At 61.9% G+C, this 17,469-nt stretch carries 18 protein-coding genes; 7 read left to right on the top strand and 11 right to left on the bottom strand.

All coding sequences use genetic code 11. From position 1 onward, the window contains the following. Window positions 1-29 precede the first annotated feature (29 nt). Entirely contained in the window at window positions 30-2,300 is a 2,271-nt protein-coding gene (clpA, locus tag ACLEJR_RS18815; protein ID WP_440792940.1) for an ATP-dependent Clp protease ATP-binding subunit ClpA, read from the top strand. Between the two features lie 252 nt (window positions 2,301-2,552). On the opposite strand, the gene infA is transcribed toward clpA, so the two are convergent. From infA to trxB, 4 genes are all read right to left on the bottom strand, one after another. Then, entirely contained in the window at window positions 2,553-2,771 is a 219-nt protein-coding gene (gene infA, locus ACLEJR_RS18810; protein ID WP_002553999.1) for a translation initiation factor IF-1, read from the bottom strand. A gap of 100 nt (window positions 2,772-2,871) precedes the next feature. Then, window positions 2,872-3,579, bottom strand: a complete 708-nt coding sequence (locus ACLEJR_RS18805; protein ID WP_440792942.1) for an arginyltransferase — start codon at window positions 3,577-3,579, stop codon at window positions 2,872-2,874. 56 nt (window positions 3,580-3,635) lie between these two features. Continuing rightward, window positions 3,636-4,316, bottom strand: a complete 681-nt coding sequence (gene aat / locus ACLEJR_RS18800; protein WP_440792944.1) for a leucyl/phenylalanyl-tRNA--protein transferase — start codon at window positions 4,314-4,316, stop codon at window positions 3,636-3,638. Window positions 4,317-4,386: 70 nt separating this feature from the next. Next, window positions 4,387-5,346 carry a thioredoxin-disulfide reductase gene (gene trxB, locus ACLEJR_RS18795; RefSeq protein WP_440792946.1) on the bottom strand — a complete coding sequence of 320 codons (960 nt, stop codon included), beginning with the start codon at window positions 5,344-5,346 and terminating at the stop codon, window positions 4,387-4,389. Window positions 5,347-5,616: 270 nt separating this feature from the next. Here trxB and ftsK point away from each other — a divergent pair, with 270 nt between their 5' ends. From ftsK to cysG, 6 genes are all read left to right on the top strand, one after another. Continuing rightward, complete coding sequence (ftsK, locus tag ACLEJR_RS18790; protein ID WP_440792948.1) at window positions 5,617-8,070, top strand: DNA translocase FtsK; 2,454 nt, start codon at window positions 5,617-5,619, stop codon at window positions 8,068-8,070. 58 nt (window positions 8,071-8,128) lie between these two features. Beyond that, complete coding sequence (gene lolA, locus ACLEJR_RS18785) at window positions 8,129-8,752, top strand: outer membrane lipoprotein chaperone LolA (protein ID WP_440792949.1); 624 nt, start codon at window positions 8,129-8,131, stop codon at window positions 8,750-8,752. Window positions 8,753-8,916: 164 nt separating this feature from the next. Continuing rightward, entirely contained in the window at window positions 8,917-10,242 is a 1,326-nt protein-coding gene (locus tag ACLEJR_RS18780) for a replication-associated recombination protein A (RefSeq protein WP_440815708.1), read from the top strand. Continuing rightward, window positions 10,239-10,613, top strand: coding sequence for a fluoride efflux transporter CrcB (gene crcB, locus ACLEJR_RS18775; RefSeq protein ID WP_440792953.1), 375 nt, complete (start codon window positions 10,239-10,241; stop codon window positions 10,611-10,613). Before ACLEJR_RS18780 ends, crcB begins: the two co-directional genes overlap by 4 nt. 15 nt (window positions 10,614-10,628) lie before the next feature. Then, entirely contained in the window at window positions 10,629-11,909 is a 1,281-nt protein-coding gene (gene serS, locus ACLEJR_RS18770) for a serine--tRNA ligase (protein WP_440815705.1), read from the top strand. Further along, window positions 11,910-13,304 (top strand): siroheme synthase CysG, encoded by a 1,395-nt coding sequence (gene cysG / locus ACLEJR_RS18765; protein ID WP_440815704.1) that lies wholly within the window; start codon window positions 11,910-11,912, stop codon window positions 13,302-13,304. A gap of 138 nt (window positions 13,305-13,442) precedes the next feature. Here the strand turns inward: cysG and ACLEJR_RS18760 are convergent, their stop codons facing one another. The 7 genes from ACLEJR_RS18760 to ACLEJR_RS18730 all read right to left on the bottom strand — a co-directional run bounded on the left by ACLEJR_RS18760 (window position 13,443) and on the right by ACLEJR_RS18730 (window position 17,466). Continuing rightward, window positions 13,443-14,447 (bottom strand): glutathione S-transferase family protein, encoded by a 1,005-nt coding sequence (locus ACLEJR_RS18760; RefSeq protein ID WP_440815701.1) that lies wholly within the window; start codon window positions 14,445-14,447, stop codon window positions 13,443-13,445. A gap of 88 nt (window positions 14,448-14,535) precedes the next feature. Then, window positions 14,536-15,537 carry a glycosyl transferase family protein gene (locus ACLEJR_RS18755; protein WP_440815698.1) on the bottom strand — a complete coding sequence of 334 codons (1,002 nt, stop codon included), beginning with the start codon at window positions 15,535-15,537 and terminating at the stop codon, window positions 14,536-14,538. Further along, on the bottom strand, window positions 15,534-15,869 hold the full coding sequence (locus ACLEJR_RS18750) for a TusE/DsrC/DsvC family sulfur relay protein (RefSeq protein WP_440792962.1): 336 nt from the start codon (window positions 15,867-15,869) through the stop codon (window positions 15,534-15,536). The genes ACLEJR_RS18755 and ACLEJR_RS18750 overlap by 4 nt, the downstream gene beginning before the upstream one ends. Continuing rightward, on the bottom strand, window positions 15,866-16,159 hold the full coding sequence (tusB, locus tag ACLEJR_RS18745) for a sulfurtransferase complex subunit TusB (protein WP_440792964.1): 294 nt from the start codon (window positions 16,157-16,159) through the stop codon (window positions 15,866-15,868). Before tusB ends, ACLEJR_RS18750 begins: the two co-directional genes overlap by 4 nt. After that, window positions 16,159-16,521, bottom strand: coding sequence for a sulfurtransferase complex subunit TusC (tusC, locus tag ACLEJR_RS18740; RefSeq protein ID WP_440815696.1), 363 nt, complete (start codon window positions 16,519-16,521; stop codon window positions 16,159-16,161). The genes tusB and tusC overlap by 1 nt, the downstream gene beginning before the upstream one ends. After that, the gene (tusD, locus tag ACLEJR_RS18735; RefSeq protein WP_440815693.1) at window positions 16,521-16,913 is read right to left on the bottom strand and encodes a sulfurtransferase complex subunit TusD; all 393 of its coding nucleotides are present in this window, start codon (window positions 16,911-16,913) and stop codon (window positions 16,521-16,523) included. The genes tusC and tusD overlap by 1 nt, the downstream gene beginning before the upstream one ends. A gap of 217 nt (window positions 16,914-17,130) precedes the next feature. Then, window positions 17,131-17,466 carry a DUF6388 family protein gene (locus ACLEJR_RS18730; protein ID WP_440792968.1) on the bottom strand — a complete coding sequence of 112 codons (336 nt, stop codon included), beginning with the start codon at window positions 17,464-17,466 and terminating at the stop codon, window positions 17,131-17,133. Between the last annotated feature and the right edge of the window lie 3 nt (window positions 17,467-17,469).

Below are 17,469 nucleotides of genomic sequence, written 5' to 3'. Positions count from 1 at the left end.
CGCCGACCACTTGGGTATGAGGTGAAGCTATGTTAAACCGCGAGCTCGAAGTCACCCTCAATCTTGCCTTCAAGGAGGCTCGTTCGAAGCGTCATGAGTTCATGACCGTCGAACACCTGCTGCTGGCCCTATTGGATAACGAGGCTGCCGCCACCGTTTTGCGTGCCTGTGGCGCGAACCTCGATAAACTCAAGCACGACCTGCAGGAGTTCATCGACTCCACCACGCCATTGATCCCCGTGCATGACGAAGATCGGGAAACCCAGCCAACCCTGGGCTTCCAGCGTGTCCTGCAGCGTGCTGTCTTTCATGTACAGAGCTCGGGCAAGCGCGAAGTGACCGGCGCCAATGTGTTGGTCGCCATCTTCAGTGAGCAGGAAAGCCAGGCGGTTTTCCTGCTCAAGCAGCAGAGCGTTGCACGTATCGATGTGGTCAACTACATCGCCCATGGCATCTCCAAGGTGCCGGGGCATGGCGATCATTCCGAGGGTGAGCAGGAGATGCAGGACGACGAGGGCGGTGAGTCTTCTTCTTCAGGCAATCCACTGGATGCCTATGCCAGCAACCTGAATGAACTGGCGCGCCAGGGCCGCATCGATCCGCTCGTCGGACGCGAGGCGGAAGTCGAGCGCGTCGCGCAGATCCTGGCCCGGCGCCGCAAGAACAACCCGTTGCTGGTGGGCGAGGCAGGCGTGGGCAAGACCGCAATCGCCGAAGGCCTGGCCAAGCGCATCGTCGACAACCAGGTACCGGACCTGCTGGCCAACAGCGTGGTGTATTCCCTGGATCTGGGTGCCTTGCTGGCCGGCACCAAGTACCGCGGTGACTTCGAGAAGCGCTTCAAGGCGTTGCTCGGCGAGCTGAAGAAGCGTCCCCAGGCGATCCTGTTCATCGACGAAATCCACACCATCATCGGTGCCGGGGCTGCGTCGGGCGGGGTCATGGATGCCTCGAACCTGCTCAAGCCGCTGCTTTCGTCGGGTGATATCCGCTGCATCGGTTCGACCACGTTCCAGGAGTTCCGCGGGATCTTCGAGAAAGACCGTGCACTGGCCCGACGCTTCCAGAAAGTCGACGTGTCGGAGCCTTCGGTGGAGGACACCATCGGCATCCTGCGCGGCCTGAAGGGGCGTTTCGAGCTGCACCACAACATCGAATACAGCGATGAAGCCCTGCGCGCCGCGGCTGAACTGGCCTCGCGCTACATCAATGACCGGCACATGCCGGACAAAGCCATCGACGTCATCGACGAGGCGGGCGCCTATCAGCGTCTGCAACCGCTGGAAAATCGGGTCAAGCGCATCGATGTGCCTCAGGTCGAGGACATCGTGGCGAAAATCGCCCGTATTCCGCCCAAGCATGTCACCAGTTCCGACAAGGAGCTGCTGCGTAACCTGGAGCGCGACCTGAAGCTGACGGTGTTTGGCCAGGATGCAGCCATCGATTCGCTGTCGACCGCTATCAAACTGTCCCGCGCGGGCCTGAAGTCGCCGGACAAGCCGGTGGGTTCCTTCCTGTTCGCAGGCCCTACCGGTGTCGGCAAGACCGAGGCGGCCCGGCAACTGGCCAAGGCGATGGGGATCGAGCTGGTTCGTTTCGACATGTCCGAGTATATGGAGCGTCACACCGTGTCGCGCCTGATCGGTGCGCCTCCGGGCTACGTTGGTTTCGACCAGGGCGGTCTGTTGACCGAAGCCATTACCAAGCAACCTCACTGTGTGTTGCTGCTCGATGAAATCGAGAAGGCGCATCCGGAAGTCTTCAACCTGCTGCTACAGGTCATGGACCACGGTACGCTGACCGATAACAACGGGCGCAAGGCGGACTTCCGCAATGTGATTCTCATCATGACCACCAACGCCGGTGCCGAAACCGCTGCTCGCGCTTCGATCGGCTTCACCCATCAGGACCATTCGTCCGACGCGATGGAAGTGATCAAGAAGAGCTTCACGCCTGAATTCCGTAACCGTCTGGACACCATTATCCAGTTTGGTCGCCTCAGTCATGAGGTCATCAAAAGCGTGGTGGACAAGTTCCTTACCGAACTCCAGGCGCAGCTCGAAGACAAACGTGTGTTGCTGGAAGTCACCGATGCGGCTCGCAGCTGGCTGGCCGAGGGTGGTTACGATGTGACGATGGGGGCACGGCCGATGGCTCGCCTGATCCAGGACAAGATCAAGCGTCCGCTGGCCGAGGAAATCCTCTTTGGCGAACTGGCCGAACATGGCGGTGTGGTTCACATCGACATCAAGGACGGCGAACTGACCTTCGACTTCGAAACCACGGCCGAGATGGCCTGATCGCTTAGGGTAATAAAGCAAAAGGCGCCGAAAGGCGCCTTTTTGCTGGTCCAGGAAAAACGACGACGAGCCCTGTGGGAGCGAGCTTGCTCGCGATAGCGTCGGTACATGTAACATCACGGCAAGCTGACCCACCGCTATCACGAGCAAGCTCGCTCCCACAGGGATTTTGTATGGCCACAAGTCCCTGTGGGATCAAATCCCAGGCAAACAAAAACGCCCGGTATCAACCGGGCGTTTTGTATTGACCTGTTAGCGAGCGCGGTAAGTGATGCGCCCTTTGCTCAAGTCATAGGGCGTCAGCTCGACGCGCACTTTGTCACCGGTAAGAATACGAATGTAGTTCTTGCGCATCTTGCCGGAGATATGCGCGGTTACGACGTGCCCATTTTCCAACTCCACACGAAACATGGTGTTGGGCAGGGTGTCGACGACAGTGCCTTCCATTTCGAAGCTGTCTTCTTTCGACATGCAGTAAAGCCCTCGGTGTCCAGTGAATGGCCCGGTGCAACTGCGCCAGGCAAAAGCGGCGTGCATTGTGCCCGAAAAAGGGGGGTCAAGCCAAGGGGTTCTAGTTCAGGACAACCCACCGCTGATTAATCAGCAGTTCGATGGGCCGATATTGCGTCTTGTAGTTCATTTTTTTGCAATTCTTGATCCAGTAGCCCAGGTATACGGCTTCAAGTCCCAGGCGCCGGCATTCGTTGATCTGCCACAGGATGGCATAGCGTCCGAGGCTGCGCCGTTCTTCCTCGGGCTCATAGAACGTGTACACCGCTGAAAGTCCGTTGGGGAGCAGGTCCGTAACGGCAATGGCCACCAGCCGTCCGCCGAGACGGAACTCATAGAAACGGGAAAACGGCAGGTCGCGCACCAGGAACGTAGAAAACTGATCGCGACTGGGCGGGTACATGTCACCGTCGGCGTGACGTTGCTCGATATAGCGCTGGTACAGGTCGAAGTATTCCTCGCTGAACTGCGGCTTGGCGGGCCGGATCTGGAGGTCGGCGTTGCGCTTGAAGATGCGCTTCTGCTGGCGATTGGGGGTAAATCGAGCCACAGGGATACGCGCCGGGACGCACGCGTTGCAGTTCTGGCAATGGGGCCGGTAGAGGTGGTCGCCACTGCGGCGGAAGCCCATCTCCGACAGGTCTGCGTAGACATGCACATCCATGGGCTGGCTAGGGTCGAGGAACAGCGTCGTGGCCTGCTCTTCGGGCAGGTAACTGCAAGAGTGGGGTTGAGTGGCATAAAACTTCAAACGCGCCAACTCGGTCATGATCAACCCTCGGGATAAGCTTTCGGTTAAGTGTAAGCCACCAGCGCCAATGTCGCTCAGCAAACCCAGGTTGCGTGGTTGGGCTGGTCCAGATGCGCCTCGAGGTAACCGGCGAACGCGGTCCGCGGAATCGAACGGGCGCCCAGGCTGTGCAAGTGTTCGGTAGGCATCTGGCAATCGATCAGCACGAAACCGGCCGTCTTGAGGTGTTGGACCAGGGTGGCGAAGCCGAATTTCGAAGCATTGTCGGCCCGGCTGAACATGGACTCGCCAAAAAATAGCTGCCCCATCGCCAGGCCATACAGGCCGCCCACCAATACACCTTGGTCCCAGACTTCCACCGAATGGGCGAAGCCGCGCCGATGCAATTCCAGATAAGCGGTTTGCATGGCTTCGGTGATCCAGGTGCCGTCGGCGTAGGCCCGAGGCGCGGCGCAGGCCTGGATGACTGCCGCAAAGTCCCGGTCGAACGTCACCTGGTAGCGTTGTTTGCGCAACAGCTTGCCCAGGCTGCGGGAAACATGCAGTTCGTCGGGAAACAGTACGGTGCGCGGATCCGGCGACCACCACAGGATTGGCTGGCCTTCGGAGAACCAGGGGAAGCAACCATGGCGATAAGCCTGGATCAACCGGTCGGCGGACAGATCGCCACCGGCGGCCAGCAACCCGTTGGGGTCGCGCATGGCTTTCTCCAGCGGCGGGAAATCGAGGGAGTGGCGTTGTAACCAGGTCAGCATTGGCATCCGGACTTGCAGAAGGGGAGGGCGGGGCTGCCGCAAAGCCGGCCGCCCACCTAAAGATTAACCGTCAAACGGCGGGAATGTCATCGAGATACTTTTCCGCATCGAGGGCCGCCATGCAACCGGCCCCGGCGGAGGTAATCGCCTGGCGATAGACATGGTCGGCGACATCGCCGGCGGCGAACACGCCTTCGATATCGGTTGCGGTGGCATTGCCCTCGCTGCCGCCGCGCACGAGCAGGTAGCCGTCACGCATGTTCAACTGGCCTTGAAACAGCTCGGTATTGGGTTTATGTCCGATGGCGATAAACACGCCCGCCAGGGACAAGGTGCTGGTTTCGCCGGTCTCGCTGTGACGCAGGCGGGCGCCGGTCACACCACTGGCATCGCCCAGTACCTCGTCCAGGTTCTGGTTCCAGTGCAGCTTTATATTGCCGTTGGCGGCTTTTTCGAAGAGTTTGTCCTGCAATATCTTCTCTGAGCGCAGCTTGTCGCGACGGTGGATCAGGTGGACCTCGCTGGCGATGTTCGACAGATACAAGGCTTCCTCGACCGCCGTATTGCCGCCGCCAACGACCGCCACCACCTGATTGCGATAGAAAAAGCCGTCGCAGGTCGCGCAGGCGGAAACGCCTTTGCCGGCAAAGCTTTCTTCCGATGGCAACCCCAGGTACTGGGCTGAAGCGCCGGTGGCGATGATCAGCGCATCACAGGTATAAGTGCCGCTGTCGCCGATCAACTCGAAGGGCCGTTGCTGCAACTTGGCGGTGTGGATATGGTCGTAGACAATCTGCGTGTCGAAGCGCTCGGCGTGCCGCTGCATGCGCTCCATCAAGACCGGGCCGGTCAGGCCTTCGACATCGCCGGGCCAGTTGTCGACCTCCACCGTGGTGGTGAGCTGGCCACCGGCCTGCAGGCCAGTGATGACAACGGGCTTGAGGTTGGCGCGGGCAGCATAGACCGCCGCGCTGTATCCCGCGGGACCGGAACCGAGAATGATCAGGCGTGAATGCTTCACTTCGCTCATAAAAACACCTCATAAGCCTTTGTCACAAAAGACAATGCATGCTCCAATTGGCGCTTGTGCATCCTATTCCTGGCTATGCTGTAAGCCGTCGCGCGGGCAATGCCGGGAGGCGGACAAATCCGTACAATGCTTGGGTTTTGAACGCAGGATCGGCCAAAGATCCAAATCTTCGGCAACACCTGTGGTTTTCTGGATGCACCGCACAGTGGTAAAAGTAGTACCGGTTGTGCACATTCACTTTTTTTACCTGCTCGTGACGGGCAGTTTTTTATGTCATTCAACAGATGGACGCGCCTTTGGCGCAGGAAAAGAAGCGTTTTGAAGAAATCCACCGCAGCACCCAAACCAGTCGTTCCGCTCTGGCGCCAGCAATTGCACTACCGGCTCAAGGAAGGTGCGTTGATCGCCATCGGCGCCTTGTGCCTGTTCCTGATGATGGCCTTGCTGACCTACGGCAAGGACGATCCGGGCTGGAGCCATAACAGCAAGATCGACGACGTGCAGAATTTCGGCGGTCCGGCCGGTTCCTATAGCGCCGACATCCTGTTCATGGTGCTGGGTTATTTCGCCTATATCTTCCCGCTGTTGCTGGCGATCAAGGCCTACCAGATCTTCCGTCAGCGTCACGAGCCGTGGCAATGGAGTGGCTGGCTGTTCTCCTGGCGCTTGATTGGCCTGGTGTTCCTGGTGTTGTCGGGGGCCGCGCTGGCCCATATCCATTTTCATGCACCTACTGGCTTGCCGGCCGGGGCGGGCGGTGCGCTGGGGGAGAGCCTCGGCGACCTGGCCCGCAACGCCTTGAATATCCAAGGCAGCACGCTGCTGTTCATCGCCCTGTTCCTGTTCGGCCTGACGGTGTTCACCGACCTGTCATGGTTCAAGGTCATGGACGTGACCGGCAAGATCACCCTCGATCTGTTCGAGCTGATCCAGGGCGCCGTGAACCGTTGGTGGGCGGCGCGTATCGAGCGCAAGCAACTGGTAGCGCAACTGCGTGAGGTCGATGATCGTGTCCACGAGGTGGTCGCGCCGACGGTGCCGGACAAGCGCGAGCAGGCCAAGGTCAAGGAACGCCTGATCGAGCGTGAGCAGGCGTTGAGCAAGCACATGTCCGAGCGCGAGAAGCAGGTGCCGCCGGTGATCACCATGGCACCGGCCAAGGCGCCGGAGCCGAGCAAGCGCGTGCAGAAAGAAAAGCAGGTGCCGTTGTTCGTCGACAGCGCCGTGGAAGGCACCTTGCCGCCGATCTCGATCCTGGACCCGGCCGAGAAGAAACAGCTCAATTACTCCCCCGAGTCCCTGGCGGCCGTCGGTCACCTGCTGGAAATCAAGCTCAAGGAGTTCGGGGTCGAGGTCTCGGTGGATTCGATCCATCCGGGCCCGGTCATCACCCGTTACGAAATCCAACCGGCCGCCGGCGTGAAGGTCAGCCGCATCGCCAACCTCGCGAAGGACCTGGCGCGGTCCCTGGCCGTGACCAGCGTGCGCGTGGTGGAAGTGATCCCCGGCAAGACCACCGTGGGTATCGAGATCCCTAACGAAGACCGGCAGATCGTGCGCTTCTCCGAAGTGTTGTCGACGCCCGAGTACGACAACCACAAATCGCCGGTCACCCTGGCCCTGGGTCATGACATCGGTGGTAAGCCGGTCATCACCGATCTGGCGAAGATGCCTCACCTGCTGGTCGCCGGTACCACCGGCTCCGGTAAGTCGGTGGGGGTGAACGCGATGATCCTGTCGATCCTGTTCAAGTCCGGGCCGGATGACGCCAAGCTGATCATGATCGACCCGAAGATGCTCGAACTGTCGATCTACGAGGGCATTCCGCACCTGCTGTGTCCGGTGGTCACCGACATGAAGGACGCTGCCAACGCCCTGCGCTGGAGCGTCGCCGAGATGGAACGCCGCTACAAGCTGATGGCGAAGATGGGCGTGCGCAACCTCTCGGGTTTCAACGCCAAGGTCAAGGAGGCCGAAGAGGCCGGCACGCCGTTGAGCGACCCGCTCTACCACCGCGAAAACATCCACGACGAAGCGCCACTGCTGCACAAGCTGCCGACCATCGTGGTGGTGGTGGACGAATTCGCCGACATGATGATGATCGTCGGCAAGAAGGTTGAAGAGCTGATCGCCCGTATCGCCCAGAAGGCCCGTGCGGCGGGTATCCACTTGATCCTGGCGACCCAGCGGCCGTCGGTGGATGTGATCACCGGCCTGATCAAGGCCAACATTCCGACCCGGATGGCGTTCCAGGTGTCGAGCAAGATCGACTCGCGGACCATCATCGACCAGGGTGGCGCCGAGCAATTGCTCGGTCACGGTGACATGCTCTACATGCCGCCGGGCACCAGCCTGCCGATCCGGGTCCACGGCGCGTTCGTCTCCGACGATGAAGTGCATCGCGTAGTGGAAGCCTGGAAACTGCGTGGCGCCCCGGAATACAACGACGACATCCTCAACGGTGTCGAAGAGACCGGCAGCGGTTTCGAGGGCAGCAGCGGTGGGGGCGAAGAGGACGCCGAAACCGATGCGCTCTACGACGAAGCGGTGCAGTTTGTCCTGGAAAGCCGTCGGGCCTCGATTTCCGCCGTCCAGCGCAAGCTCAAGATCGGCTACAACCGCGCCGCACGCATGATCGAAGCCATGGAAATGGCCGGGGTCGTGACGGCCATGAATACTAACGGTTCGCGCGAAGTACTGGCGCCGGGCCCGATGCGCGACTAACAAGCCGGGCGGCCTGCCGATGCGCCGCTCGAACCCCCACGACTTCATGAGGACTCCCATGCGCCTGATTCGCATGTTGCTGTTGCCCGTACTGGCCCTGACCACTTTGTCGGCCCAAGCCAATGAAAAGGACGTGGCTCGCCTGACCCAGCTACTGGATGGCTCCAGGACCCTGACCGCACGCTTTTCCCAGTTGACCCTGGACGGCAGCGGAACCCAATTGCAGGAAACCGCCGGCGAGATGGCCTTGCAGCGTCCGGGCCTGTTCTACTGGCACACCGACGCACCGGCCGAGCAACTGATGGTATCCGACGGCCAGAAAGTCTCCCTGTGGGACCCGGACCTGGAGCAGGTCACCATCAAGAAACTCGACCAGCGCCTGACCCAGACCCCGGCGTTGTTGCTGTCCGGTGACATTTCCAAGATCAGCGAAAGTTTCGACATCAGCGCCAAGGAGGCGGGCGGGGTGATCGACTTCACCCTCAAGCCCAAGACCAAGGACAGCCTGTTCGACAGCCTGCGCCTGTCGTTCCGCAACGGTCTGGTCAATGACATGCAGCTGATCGACAGCGTCGGTCAGCGCACCAATATCCTGTTTACCGGGGTCAAGGCCAACGAGGCTGTTCCTGCTTCCAAATTCAAATTCGACATCCCCAAGGGTGCCGATGTCATCCAGGAATAAACAATAGCTGATTGGAACACTGGACCTGTGGGAGCGAGCTTGCTCGCGATAGCGTCGGTTCAGTCGGCATTGATGTTGAATGTGGTGATGCCATCGCGAGCAGGCTCGCTCCTACAGGGAATTGTGCTGTTCAAGAGTGTCCAGCGGAGGTTGCATAAGCAGTGATGGACTTGTTTCGAAGCGCCCCGATTGCCCAGCCATTGGCCGCCCGTCTGCGAGCGACCAACCTGGATGAGTATGTCGGTCAGGAGCATGTGCTCGCTCGCGGCAAGCCTTTGCGCGAGGCCCTGGAGCAGGGCGCGTTGCATTCGATGATTTTCTGGGGGCCTCCGGGCGTGGGCAAGACCACCCTGGCGCGGCTGCTGGCGGAAGTCTCGGATGCGCACTTCGAAACGGTTTCGGCGGTACTGGCGGGAGTCAAGGAAATCCGCCAAGCGGTGGAAGTCGCCAAGCAGCAGGCCGGCCAGTACGGCAAGCGCACGATCCTGTTCGTCGACGAAGTGCACCGCTTCAACAAGTCTCAACAGGACGCCTTCCTGCCGTACGTCGAAGACGGCACGCTGATTTTCATCGGGGCGACCACCGAGAACCCGTCCTTCGAGCTTAACAACGCCTTGCTGTCCCGGGCGCGGGTCTATGTACTCAAGAGCCTCGATGAGACTGCGATGCGCAAGCTGGTGCACCGGGCGCTGACCGAGGAACGCGGCCTGGGCAAGCGTCAATTGAGCCTCAGCGACGAAGGTTTTCAGATGTTGTTTTCTGCCGCCGATGGCGATGGCCGGCGTCTGCTCAACCTGCTGGAAAACGCCTCGGACCTGGCCGAGGACAACAGCGAGATCGACGTCGAGCTGCTGCAAAGCCTGCTGGGCGACACCCGTCGTCGTTTCGACAAGGGTGGCGAGGCGTTCTATGACCAGATCTCGGCGCTGCACAAATCCATTCGCGGCTCCAACCCCGACGCGGCCCTGTACTGGTTTGCACGAATGATCGACGGCGGTTGCGATCCGTTGTATCTGGCGCGGCGGGTGGTGCGCATGGCCAGCGAGGACATCGGCAACGCCGATCCCCGGGCCCTGGGCTTGTGTCTGTCGGCCTGGGACGTGCAGGAGCGCCTCGGCAGTCCCGAAGGCGAACTCGCCGTCGCCCAGGCCATCACGTACCTGGCCTGTGCACCGAAGAGCAACGCGGTGTACATGGGCTTCAAGGCCGCGATGCGCAGCGCCACCGAGCACGGCTCCCTCGAAGTACCGTTGCACCTGCGCAACGCGCCGACCAAGCTCATGAAGCAACTGGGTTACGGCGAAGAATACCGCTATGCCCACGATGAGCCGGATGCCTATGCCGCTGGCGAAGACTACTTCCCCGAAGAACTCGAACCCCAGCGCTTCTACCAGCCGGTGCCCCGGGGCCTCGAGCTGAAGATCGGCGAAAAACTCAATCACCTGGCGCAAATGGATCGCCTGAGCCCTCGTCAGCGGAGAAAACCTTGATCCCCTTGATTCTTGCTGTGTCCGCCGGCGGGATGGTCGGCACGCTGTTGCGTTTCGCCACCGGCAACTGGATCAATGCAAATTGGCCGCGGTACTTCTATACCGCGACGCTGGCCGTTAATATCGTGGGCTGTCTGCTGATCGGCGTTCTATACGGTCTGTTTTTGATTCGCCCCGAAGTACCCATCGAGGTGCGCGCGGGGCTGATGGTCGGCTTCCTCGGCGGCCTGACGACTTTTTCATCCTTTTCACTGGATACGGTGCGCCTGCTGGAAAGCGGGCAGGTGCCGCTGGCCCTGGGCTATGCGGCGATCAGCGTATTCGGCGGGCTGCTCGCCACCTGGGTCGGCCTGTCCCTGACCAAACTTTGATAACGAGAGACCGACATGCTCGATTCCAAACTGTTACGTAGCAACCTTCAGGACGTAGCGGACCGCCTGGCATCCCGTGGCTTTGCCCTGGACGTCGCGCGCATCGAAGCGCTGGAAGAACAGCGCAAGACCGTCCAGACCCAGACTGAAAAGCTGCAAGCCGAGCGTAACGCGATCTCCAAGAGCATTGGCCAGGCCAAGCAGCGCGGCGAAGACATTGCGCCCTTGATGGCGAATGTCGAGAACATGGGGACCGAGCTCAATAACGGCAAGATCGAACTGGACCGGATCCAGACCGAGCTGGATTCAATCCTGCTGGGTATCCCGAATCTGCCTCACGAGTCGGTGCCGGTCGGCGAGGACGAAGATGGCAACGTCGAGGTGCGCCGTTGGGGCACGCCGAAAGCCTTTGAATTCCCGGTGCAGGACCACGTTGCCCTGGGCGAGAAGTTCGGCTGGCTGGACTTCGAAACCGCCGCCAAGCTGTCGGGTGCCCGTTTCGCCCTGCTGCGTGGGCCGATTGCCCGCCTGCACCGCGCCCTGGCGCAGTTCATGATCAACCTGCACGTCACCGAGCACGGCTACGAGGAAGCCTACACCCCGTACCTGGTCCAGGCCCCGGCGTTGCAAGGCACCGGCCAGTTACCGAAGTTCGAGGAAGACCTGTTCAAGATCGGCCGCGACGGTGAAGCCGACCTCTATCTGATCCCGACCGCCGAAGTCTCGCTGACCAACATTGTGGCCGGCGGGATCGTCGACGCCAAGCAACTGCCGATCAAATTCGTCGCCCACACGCCGTGCTTCCGCAGCGAAGCCGGGGCGTCGGGCCGCGACACCCGTGGCATGATCCGCCAACACCAATTCGACAAGGTCGAGATGGTGCAGATCGTCGAGCCTTCCAAATCCATGGAAGCGTTGGAAAGCCTGACGGCCAACGCGGAGAAGGTCTTGCAACTGCTGGAACTGCCGTATCGCACCCTGGCGCTGTGCACCGGCGACATGGGCTTCAGCGCGGTCAAGACCTATGACCTGGAAGTCTGGATTCCGAGCCAGGACAAGTACCGCGAGATTTCCTCGTGCTCCAACTGCGGCGACTTCCAGGCGCGTCGCATGCAGGCGCGTTTCCGCAACCCGGAGACCGGTAAGCCGGAGCTGGTCCACACCCTCAATGGCTCCGGCCTGGCGGTGGGCCGTACCCTGGTGGCCGTGCTGGAAAACTACCAGCAGGCCGACGGCTCGATCCGTGTGCCCGAGGTGTTGAAGCCGTACATGGGCGGTATCGAGGTCATCGGCTGAATGGACTACTTGCCACTGTTCCACAACCTGCGGGGCAGCCGCGTGCTGGTGGTTGGCGGCGGGGAAATTGCCTTGCGCAAGTCCCGCCTGCTGGCCGACGCCGGCGCGTTGCTGCGGGTGGTCGCACCCGATATCGAGCCGCAACTGCGGGAACTGGTCAGTGGCAGCGGCGGCGAGTGCCTGCTGCGCGGTTACCGTGAAGCGGACCTGGACGGCTGCGGCCTGATCATTGCCGCCACCGACGACGAGCCCCTCAATGCCCGGGTCTCAGCCGATGCCCACAAGCGTTGCGTACCGGTCAACGTGGTGGACGCGCCATCGCTGTGCAGTGTGATTTTCCCGGCGATTGTGGACCGCTCGCCGTTGGTGATCGCCGTGTCCAGCGGCGGCGATGCGCCGGTGCTGGCGCGGTTGATCCGGGCCAAGCTGGAAACCTGGATTCCTTCGACTTATGGCCAACTGGCCGGGTTGGCGGCGCGTTTTCGCAGTCAGGTCAAAAGCCTGTTTCCCGATGTGCAGCAGCGCCGGGCGTTCTGGGAAGACGTGTTCCAGGGGCCGATTGCCGACCGACAGTTGGCCGGGCAGGGCGCCGAGGCCGAGCGTCTGCTACAGGAAAAAATCGCTGGGCAGGCGCCGCAAGCACCGGGCGAGGTTTATCTGGTGGGCGCCGGGCCGGGTGATCCGGACTTGCTGACCTTCCGCGCCCTGCGCCTGATGCAGCAGGCGGACGTGGTGCTTTACGACCGCCTTGTGGCACCGGCAATCCTTGAGCTGTGTCGGCGTGACGCCGAGCGCGTCTACGTTGGCAAGCGTCGTTCCGAGCACGCTGTGCCCCAGGACCAGATCAACCAGCAACTGGTGGACCTGGCCCGACAGGGCAAGCGCGTGGTGCGGTTGAAGGGCGGCGATCCGTTCATTTTCGGTCGTGGCGGCGAAGAGATCGAAGAGCTGGCCGCCCACGGCATCCCGTTCCAGGTCGTGCCGGGTATCACCGCGGCCAGTGGTTGCGCGGCGTACGCGGGCATTCCGTTGACCCACCGCGACTACGCCCAGTCGGTGCGTTTCATCACGGGCCACCTCAAGGATGGCAGCAGCGACTTGCCGTGGGCAGACCTGGTCTCGCCGGCGCAGACGCTGGTGTTCTACATGGGGTTGGTGGGCTTGCCGATGATCTGCAGCGAGCTGATCAGGCACGGCCGCGCTGCGGATACGCCGGCAGCCTTGATCCAACAGGGCACGACGGTCAACCAGCGGGTGTTCACCGGCACCCTGGCGGACTTGCCACGGCTGGTGGCGGAGCATGAGGTGCATGCACCGACGCTGGTGATCGTGGGGGAAGTGGTGCAACTGCGCGAGAAGCTGGCGTGGTTCGAAGGGGCTCAGGGGCAGGTCTGAAGACTGCGTCGCGCCCTTCGCGAGCAAGCCCGCTCCCACATTGGACCGTTGTTCACCATGAATCGGTGGCCATACACGGTCCAGTGTGGGAGCGGGCTTGCTCGCGAAGAGGCCCTCAGTGACAACGGATCTCCCGGATCAATCCCCAGTCCCCCGCCAAATCCCTTTCCCACTCAACCGCGCCCGATCATGGGCCCCGGTGAAGTCCTGCTTCGGCCCCTTCGGTACGATCCCATTGGGGTTGATGGTCTTGTGGCTGCCGTAGTAATGACCCTGGATGTGAACGAAGTCCACGGTCTCGGCGATGCCCGGCCACTGGTACAACTCCCTCAGCCAGTTCGACAGGTTCGGATAGTCGGCGATGCGCCGCAGGTTGCATTTGAAATGGCCGAAATACACTGCGTCGAAGCGAATGAGCGTGGTGAACAGGCGGATGTCCGCCTCGGTCAGGTATTCACCGGCCAGGTAGCGGCGGTTGGCCAACAGGGCCTCCAGCCGGTCCAGCTCGGCGAACAGGCCGTCGAAGGCTTCTTCGTAGGCGGCTTGGGTGGTGGCGAACCCGGCGCGGTACACGCCGTTGTTCACCGCCGGGTAGATCCGCTCGTTGAGCGCGTCGATCTCGCTGCGCAGGTGCGCCGGGTACAGGTCCAGATGATTTTCAGTCAGGCCGTCGAATGCGCTATTGAACATGCGGATGATCTCCGCCGATTCATTGTTGACGATGCGCCCCTGTTGCTTGTCCCACAGCACCGGTACGGTGACGCGGCCGGTGTAGTCGGCGGTGTCGGCGGTGTAGCGCTGGTGCAGGAAGCGCAGGTCGTCCAGTTTGTCACCGGTGGAGCCGTGGGCCTTGTCGAAGGTCCAGCCGTTTTCCAGCATCAGGTAGCTGACCACTGAGACGTCGATCAGGTTTTCCAGGCCTTTGAGCTTGCGGAAAATCAGCGTGCGGTGGGCCCATGGGCAGGCCAGGGAGACGTACAGATGATAGCGCCCGGCCTCGGCGGCAAAACCGCCCTCACCGCTAGGGTCGGCGCTGCCATCGGCGGTCACCCAGTGACGGCGCTGCGCCTGCTCGCGCTGGAAGCGGCCGTCCTTGCTTTCATACCACTGGTCTTGCCAGCGGCCTTCGACTAACAAACCCATCTCGATCTCCTCGACCTATAAACGTTGGAGAGGAGTCTATTCCGATAGGTTCGAACAAAAAGCGCAAAGGTTAGGCGTTAATCATCAGTTAAATCGAACGATCCCGGCTGTCCCAGTACTGTCGGGCGCGCTTGAACGCCGCTTCACGAGTCAGGCCCAGGCCGCGCAAGGCCAAGGCCATGGTGGCGATCAGGGCCAATTGCGGGTAGCTGTCCTGGACGTCACCGCGCCAGACGGCCTTCAAGTGTTCGGGGTCGAGGCTTTCCGGCTTGACGTGGCGCTGTTCGGCCAGTCGCGGCCATTGCTCGTCCCAGCTGACGCCGCCGGACGTTCCGTAGAGGTGGCTGTCGGCGTCCGGGTTGATCTCGATCTCGCCGCCGTCGCCCTTGATCACGATCGCGGTGTCGCCCAGCAAACCGCTGGCTTCGCGGTGCACGGCCTGGTAACCCGGATGGAAAATGCTCTGCAGGCCGCAGCGGGCGCCCAGCGGGTTGAGGATCCGTGCCAGGGAATGGATCGGTGAACGCAGGCCCAGCGTGTTGCGCAGGTCGATCATCCGTTGCATCTGCGGCGCCCAGTCCACCAGCGGCATGAAGGCCAGACCGCCGTGGTCCAGGGCGCTGCCGACTTGCTGCCAGTCCCGGCACAGCGGGATTTGCAGAAAGCCCAGCAATTGTTCGGTGTAAAGCCGACCCGCCGTATGAGCGCCCCCGCCGTGCATGAAGATCCGCACGCCGTTCTGCCCAAGGCATTTGGCCGCCAACAGATACCAGGGCAGATGCCGCTTCTTGCCGGCGTAGGTCGGCCAGTCGAGGTCCACGTTCAGCGCCGGTGCGGCCAGGCGTTCGCGCAAGGCCTCGGTAAAGCCGGCCATTTCCTCGACGCTTTCTTCCTTGTGCCGCAGCAGCATCAGGAAGGCACCGAGCTGGGTGTCCTCGACCTTGTCATCAAGCACCAGGCCCATGGCTTCGCGGGCTTCTTCGCGAGTCAGGTCGCGGGCGCCGCGCTTGCCTTTGCCAAGGATGCGCACGAACTGGGCGAACGGATGTTCAGCCGGCGTTTCAAGGGTCAGCGATGGGAAGTCGGTCATAGGCAATTCGTCGGTTTGGGCAGGCCCGCCAGCTTGGCGGCGAGTTTGGCGGGAGTGCCTTTGAACAGGCGGTTCAGGTGCAGGCTGTTGCCCTTGTCCGCGCCCAGTTTCAGCGCCGTGTACTTGATCAGCGGCCGGGTCGCGGGGGAGAGCTGAAATTCGTCATAGAAGCCGCGCAGCAGTTCGAGGATTTCCCAGTGCTCGGGGCTCAACTCGATGTCCTCGGCCGCCGCCAGGGCGCTGGCGACTTCGGCGGACCAGTCGTTCAGGTCGGCCAGGTAGCCGTCCTTGTCCAGCGCGATGGCGCGGCCGCCCACGTTCAGGGTGTTCATAGCCAGCTGTTGACCTTGTCATGGCGGATCGACAATTCGACGAAGGCCGGGTAATCGATGGCTTCGGCCCAGTCGGGCGCTTGCAAGGCCCGGGCCTGAATGTCTTCGGCCATTACGAACAGTTTCAGGCCGCTGCCTTGCAGTGTGGCAAACGGCACGCTGCCAGGTTGCAGGGCATACGTCGCGTCGCCGCACAGCAGCAGTGCATCCTGTTCGCCCAGGACCCGCAGGCAAGTGGCGAGGCGGCTGTCGCCGAAGGGGGAATGAGACAACACGTGCAAAGTCGACATCAGAGGGTGATCACCTGGTCGTAACGGTCAATGAGAGCGACGATGCCCGGCGCGGCCAGTACCTGGACTTCCTCCAGCGCCAGGGCAGCGGTGTCGACGCCACGCTCGGCGGCGCTGTCGGCGCAGACGAACAGCGCTTCGACACCGAACATGGGCAACGCCTGCAAGTTCGCGCTCAGGTCCTTTTGCTGGAGGGCCTTGGCGTTCTGGTTGGCGCTTAGCTGGAACACGCCGTCGTCAAGAAACAGCAAGCCGATCGGCAGGTCGAATGCGCCACCGGCCAGCACGATGTCCAACGCTTCACGGGCACCGGAGCCGGACCAGGGCGCCTGACGGCTGATCAGCAATAAAGACTTGGCCATCATGCCCCTCCAAAACAGATCAAGCGGTCGGCGTCCTGGATCGCATCGTGCAACTGGCCCAGCCCGGACAGGGCCCACGGCGCTTCGACGCTGACGGCAGAACGCTGGTAGCGGTGGGCTTCTTCTTCGTTCAACACGCCACGACGCAGGGCGGCGGCGATGCAGACCACGCCGTCGAGCCGGTTGTCGCTGACAAATGTGCGCCACTGCTGGGGCAGGTCCTGTTCGTCCTGGGGTGTGACAACGCTGGCGCAGGCGTTGTAGACGCCGTCCTGATAGAAAAACAGCCGGACAATTTCATGCCCACCCGCCAGCGCCGCCTGGGCAAACAGCAAGGCACGGCGCGAGGAGGGCGCATGGGCGGCGGAAAACAGCGCGATGGCGAACTTCATGACAGACCCGATCAGCAAAACTGCGGCCATGATAAAGCTTTATGGGCGGTGGGGCGATTGCCAAGGGATGGTTTGGATGGTGGCTAGAGGGCTCTGTGGCGTGGGAGCTTGCTCCCGCTGGGGCGCGTAGCGGCCCTGAATCGGACAGCGAGCAATCTCAGGCAGAACGGGGGCCGCTACGCAGCCCAGCGGGAGCAAGCTCCCTCGCCACGAAAGCTCAGTGCTCGATGTCCAGGGCATGCAACTCACAATACTCCGCCCAGTCCATGCCGGCCATTTGCGCCACTTCCTTGTGCACTTCCAGGCGCTGGGCCTGGTAGTCCTCGGGCGAGGCGGCGGTCAGTTGCAAGGTCAGTTCCCAGGCAAACAGACCCTGGCGTTCGGCCTCGGCTTCGAACGCTTCATGCAGGCGCTCGGCTCGGTACTGGGCGGCGGTCTCGCCTTTGGCCTGGGCCAGCAGCGGGTTGAGGTTGTCCAGTTCGACGCGCAGCTCGGGGCGTTCGTCGAGAAATTTTTCCAGGGCCTGCTCATGGTGCTGGTCGGTCGTCGCCATGTT

The organism is Pseudomonas sp. SMN5 (assembly GCF_052041925.1).
Classification (GTDB): Bacteria; Pseudomonadota; Gammaproteobacteria; order Pseudomonadales; family Pseudomonadaceae; genus Aquipseudomonas.
This window is presented reverse-complemented; position numbering and strand designations above follow the sequence as displayed.

Excerpts from the sequence above, each read along its gene's own strand:
- clpA (WP_440792940.1), top strand. The coding sequence starts at position 30 with ATGTTAAACCGCGAGCTCGAAGTCACCCTCAATCTTGCCTTCAAGGAG.
- infA (WP_002553999.1), bottom strand. The coding sequence starts at position 2,771 with ATGTCGAAAGAAGACAGCTTCGAAATGGAAGGCACTGTCGTCGACACC.
- ACLEJR_RS18805 (WP_440792942.1), bottom strand. The coding sequence starts at position 3,579 with ATGACCGAGTTGGCGCGTTTGAAGTTTTATGCCACTCAACCCCACTCT.
- aat (WP_440792944.1), bottom strand. The coding sequence starts at position 4,316 with ATGCTGACCTGGTTACAACGCCACTCCCTCGATTTCCCGCCGCTGGAG.
- trxB (WP_440792946.1), bottom strand. The coding sequence starts at position 5,346 with ATGAGCGAAGTGAAGCATTCACGCCTGATCATTCTCGGTTCCGGTCCC.
- ftsK (WP_440792948.1), top strand. The coding sequence starts at position 5,617 with ATGTCATTCAACAGATGGACGCGCCTTTGGCGCAGGAAAAGAAGCGTT.
- lolA (WP_440792949.1), top strand. The coding sequence starts at position 8,129 with ATGCGCCTGATTCGCATGTTGCTGTTGCCCGTACTGGCCCTGACCACT.
- ACLEJR_RS18780 (WP_440815708.1), top strand. The coding sequence starts at position 8,917 with ATGGACTTGTTTCGAAGCGCCCCGATTGCCCAGCCATTGGCCGCCCGT.
- serS (WP_440815705.1), top strand. The coding sequence starts at position 10,629 with ATGCTCGATTCCAAACTGTTACGTAGCAACCTTCAGGACGTAGCGGAC.
- cysG (WP_440815704.1), top strand. The coding sequence starts at position 11,910 with ATGGACTACTTGCCACTGTTCCACAACCTGCGGGGCAGCCGCGTGCTG.
- ACLEJR_RS18760 (WP_440815701.1), bottom strand. The coding sequence starts at position 14,447 with ATGGGTTTGTTAGTCGAAGGCCGCTGGCAAGACCAGTGGTATGAAAGC.
- ACLEJR_RS18755 (WP_440815698.1), bottom strand. The coding sequence starts at position 15,537 with ATGACCGACTTCCCATCGCTGACCCTTGAAACGCCGGCTGAACATCCG.
- ACLEJR_RS18750 (WP_440792962.1), bottom strand. The coding sequence starts at position 15,869 with ATGAACACCCTGAACGTGGGCGGCCGCGCCATCGCGCTGGACAAGGAC.
- tusB (WP_440792964.1), bottom strand. The coding sequence starts at position 16,159 with ATGTCGACTTTGCACGTGTTGTCTCATTCCCCCTTCGGCGACAGCCGC.
- tusC (WP_440815696.1), bottom strand. The coding sequence starts at position 16,521 with ATGGCCAAGTCTTTATTGCTGATCAGCCGTCAGGCGCCCTGGTCCGGC.
- tusD (WP_440815693.1), bottom strand. The coding sequence starts at position 16,913 with ATGAAGTTCGCCATCGCGCTGTTTTCCGCCGCCCATGCGCCCTCCTCG.
- ACLEJR_RS18730 (WP_440792968.1), bottom strand. The coding sequence starts at position 17,466 with ATGGCGACGACCGACCAGCACCATGAGCAGGCCCTGGAAAAATTTCTC.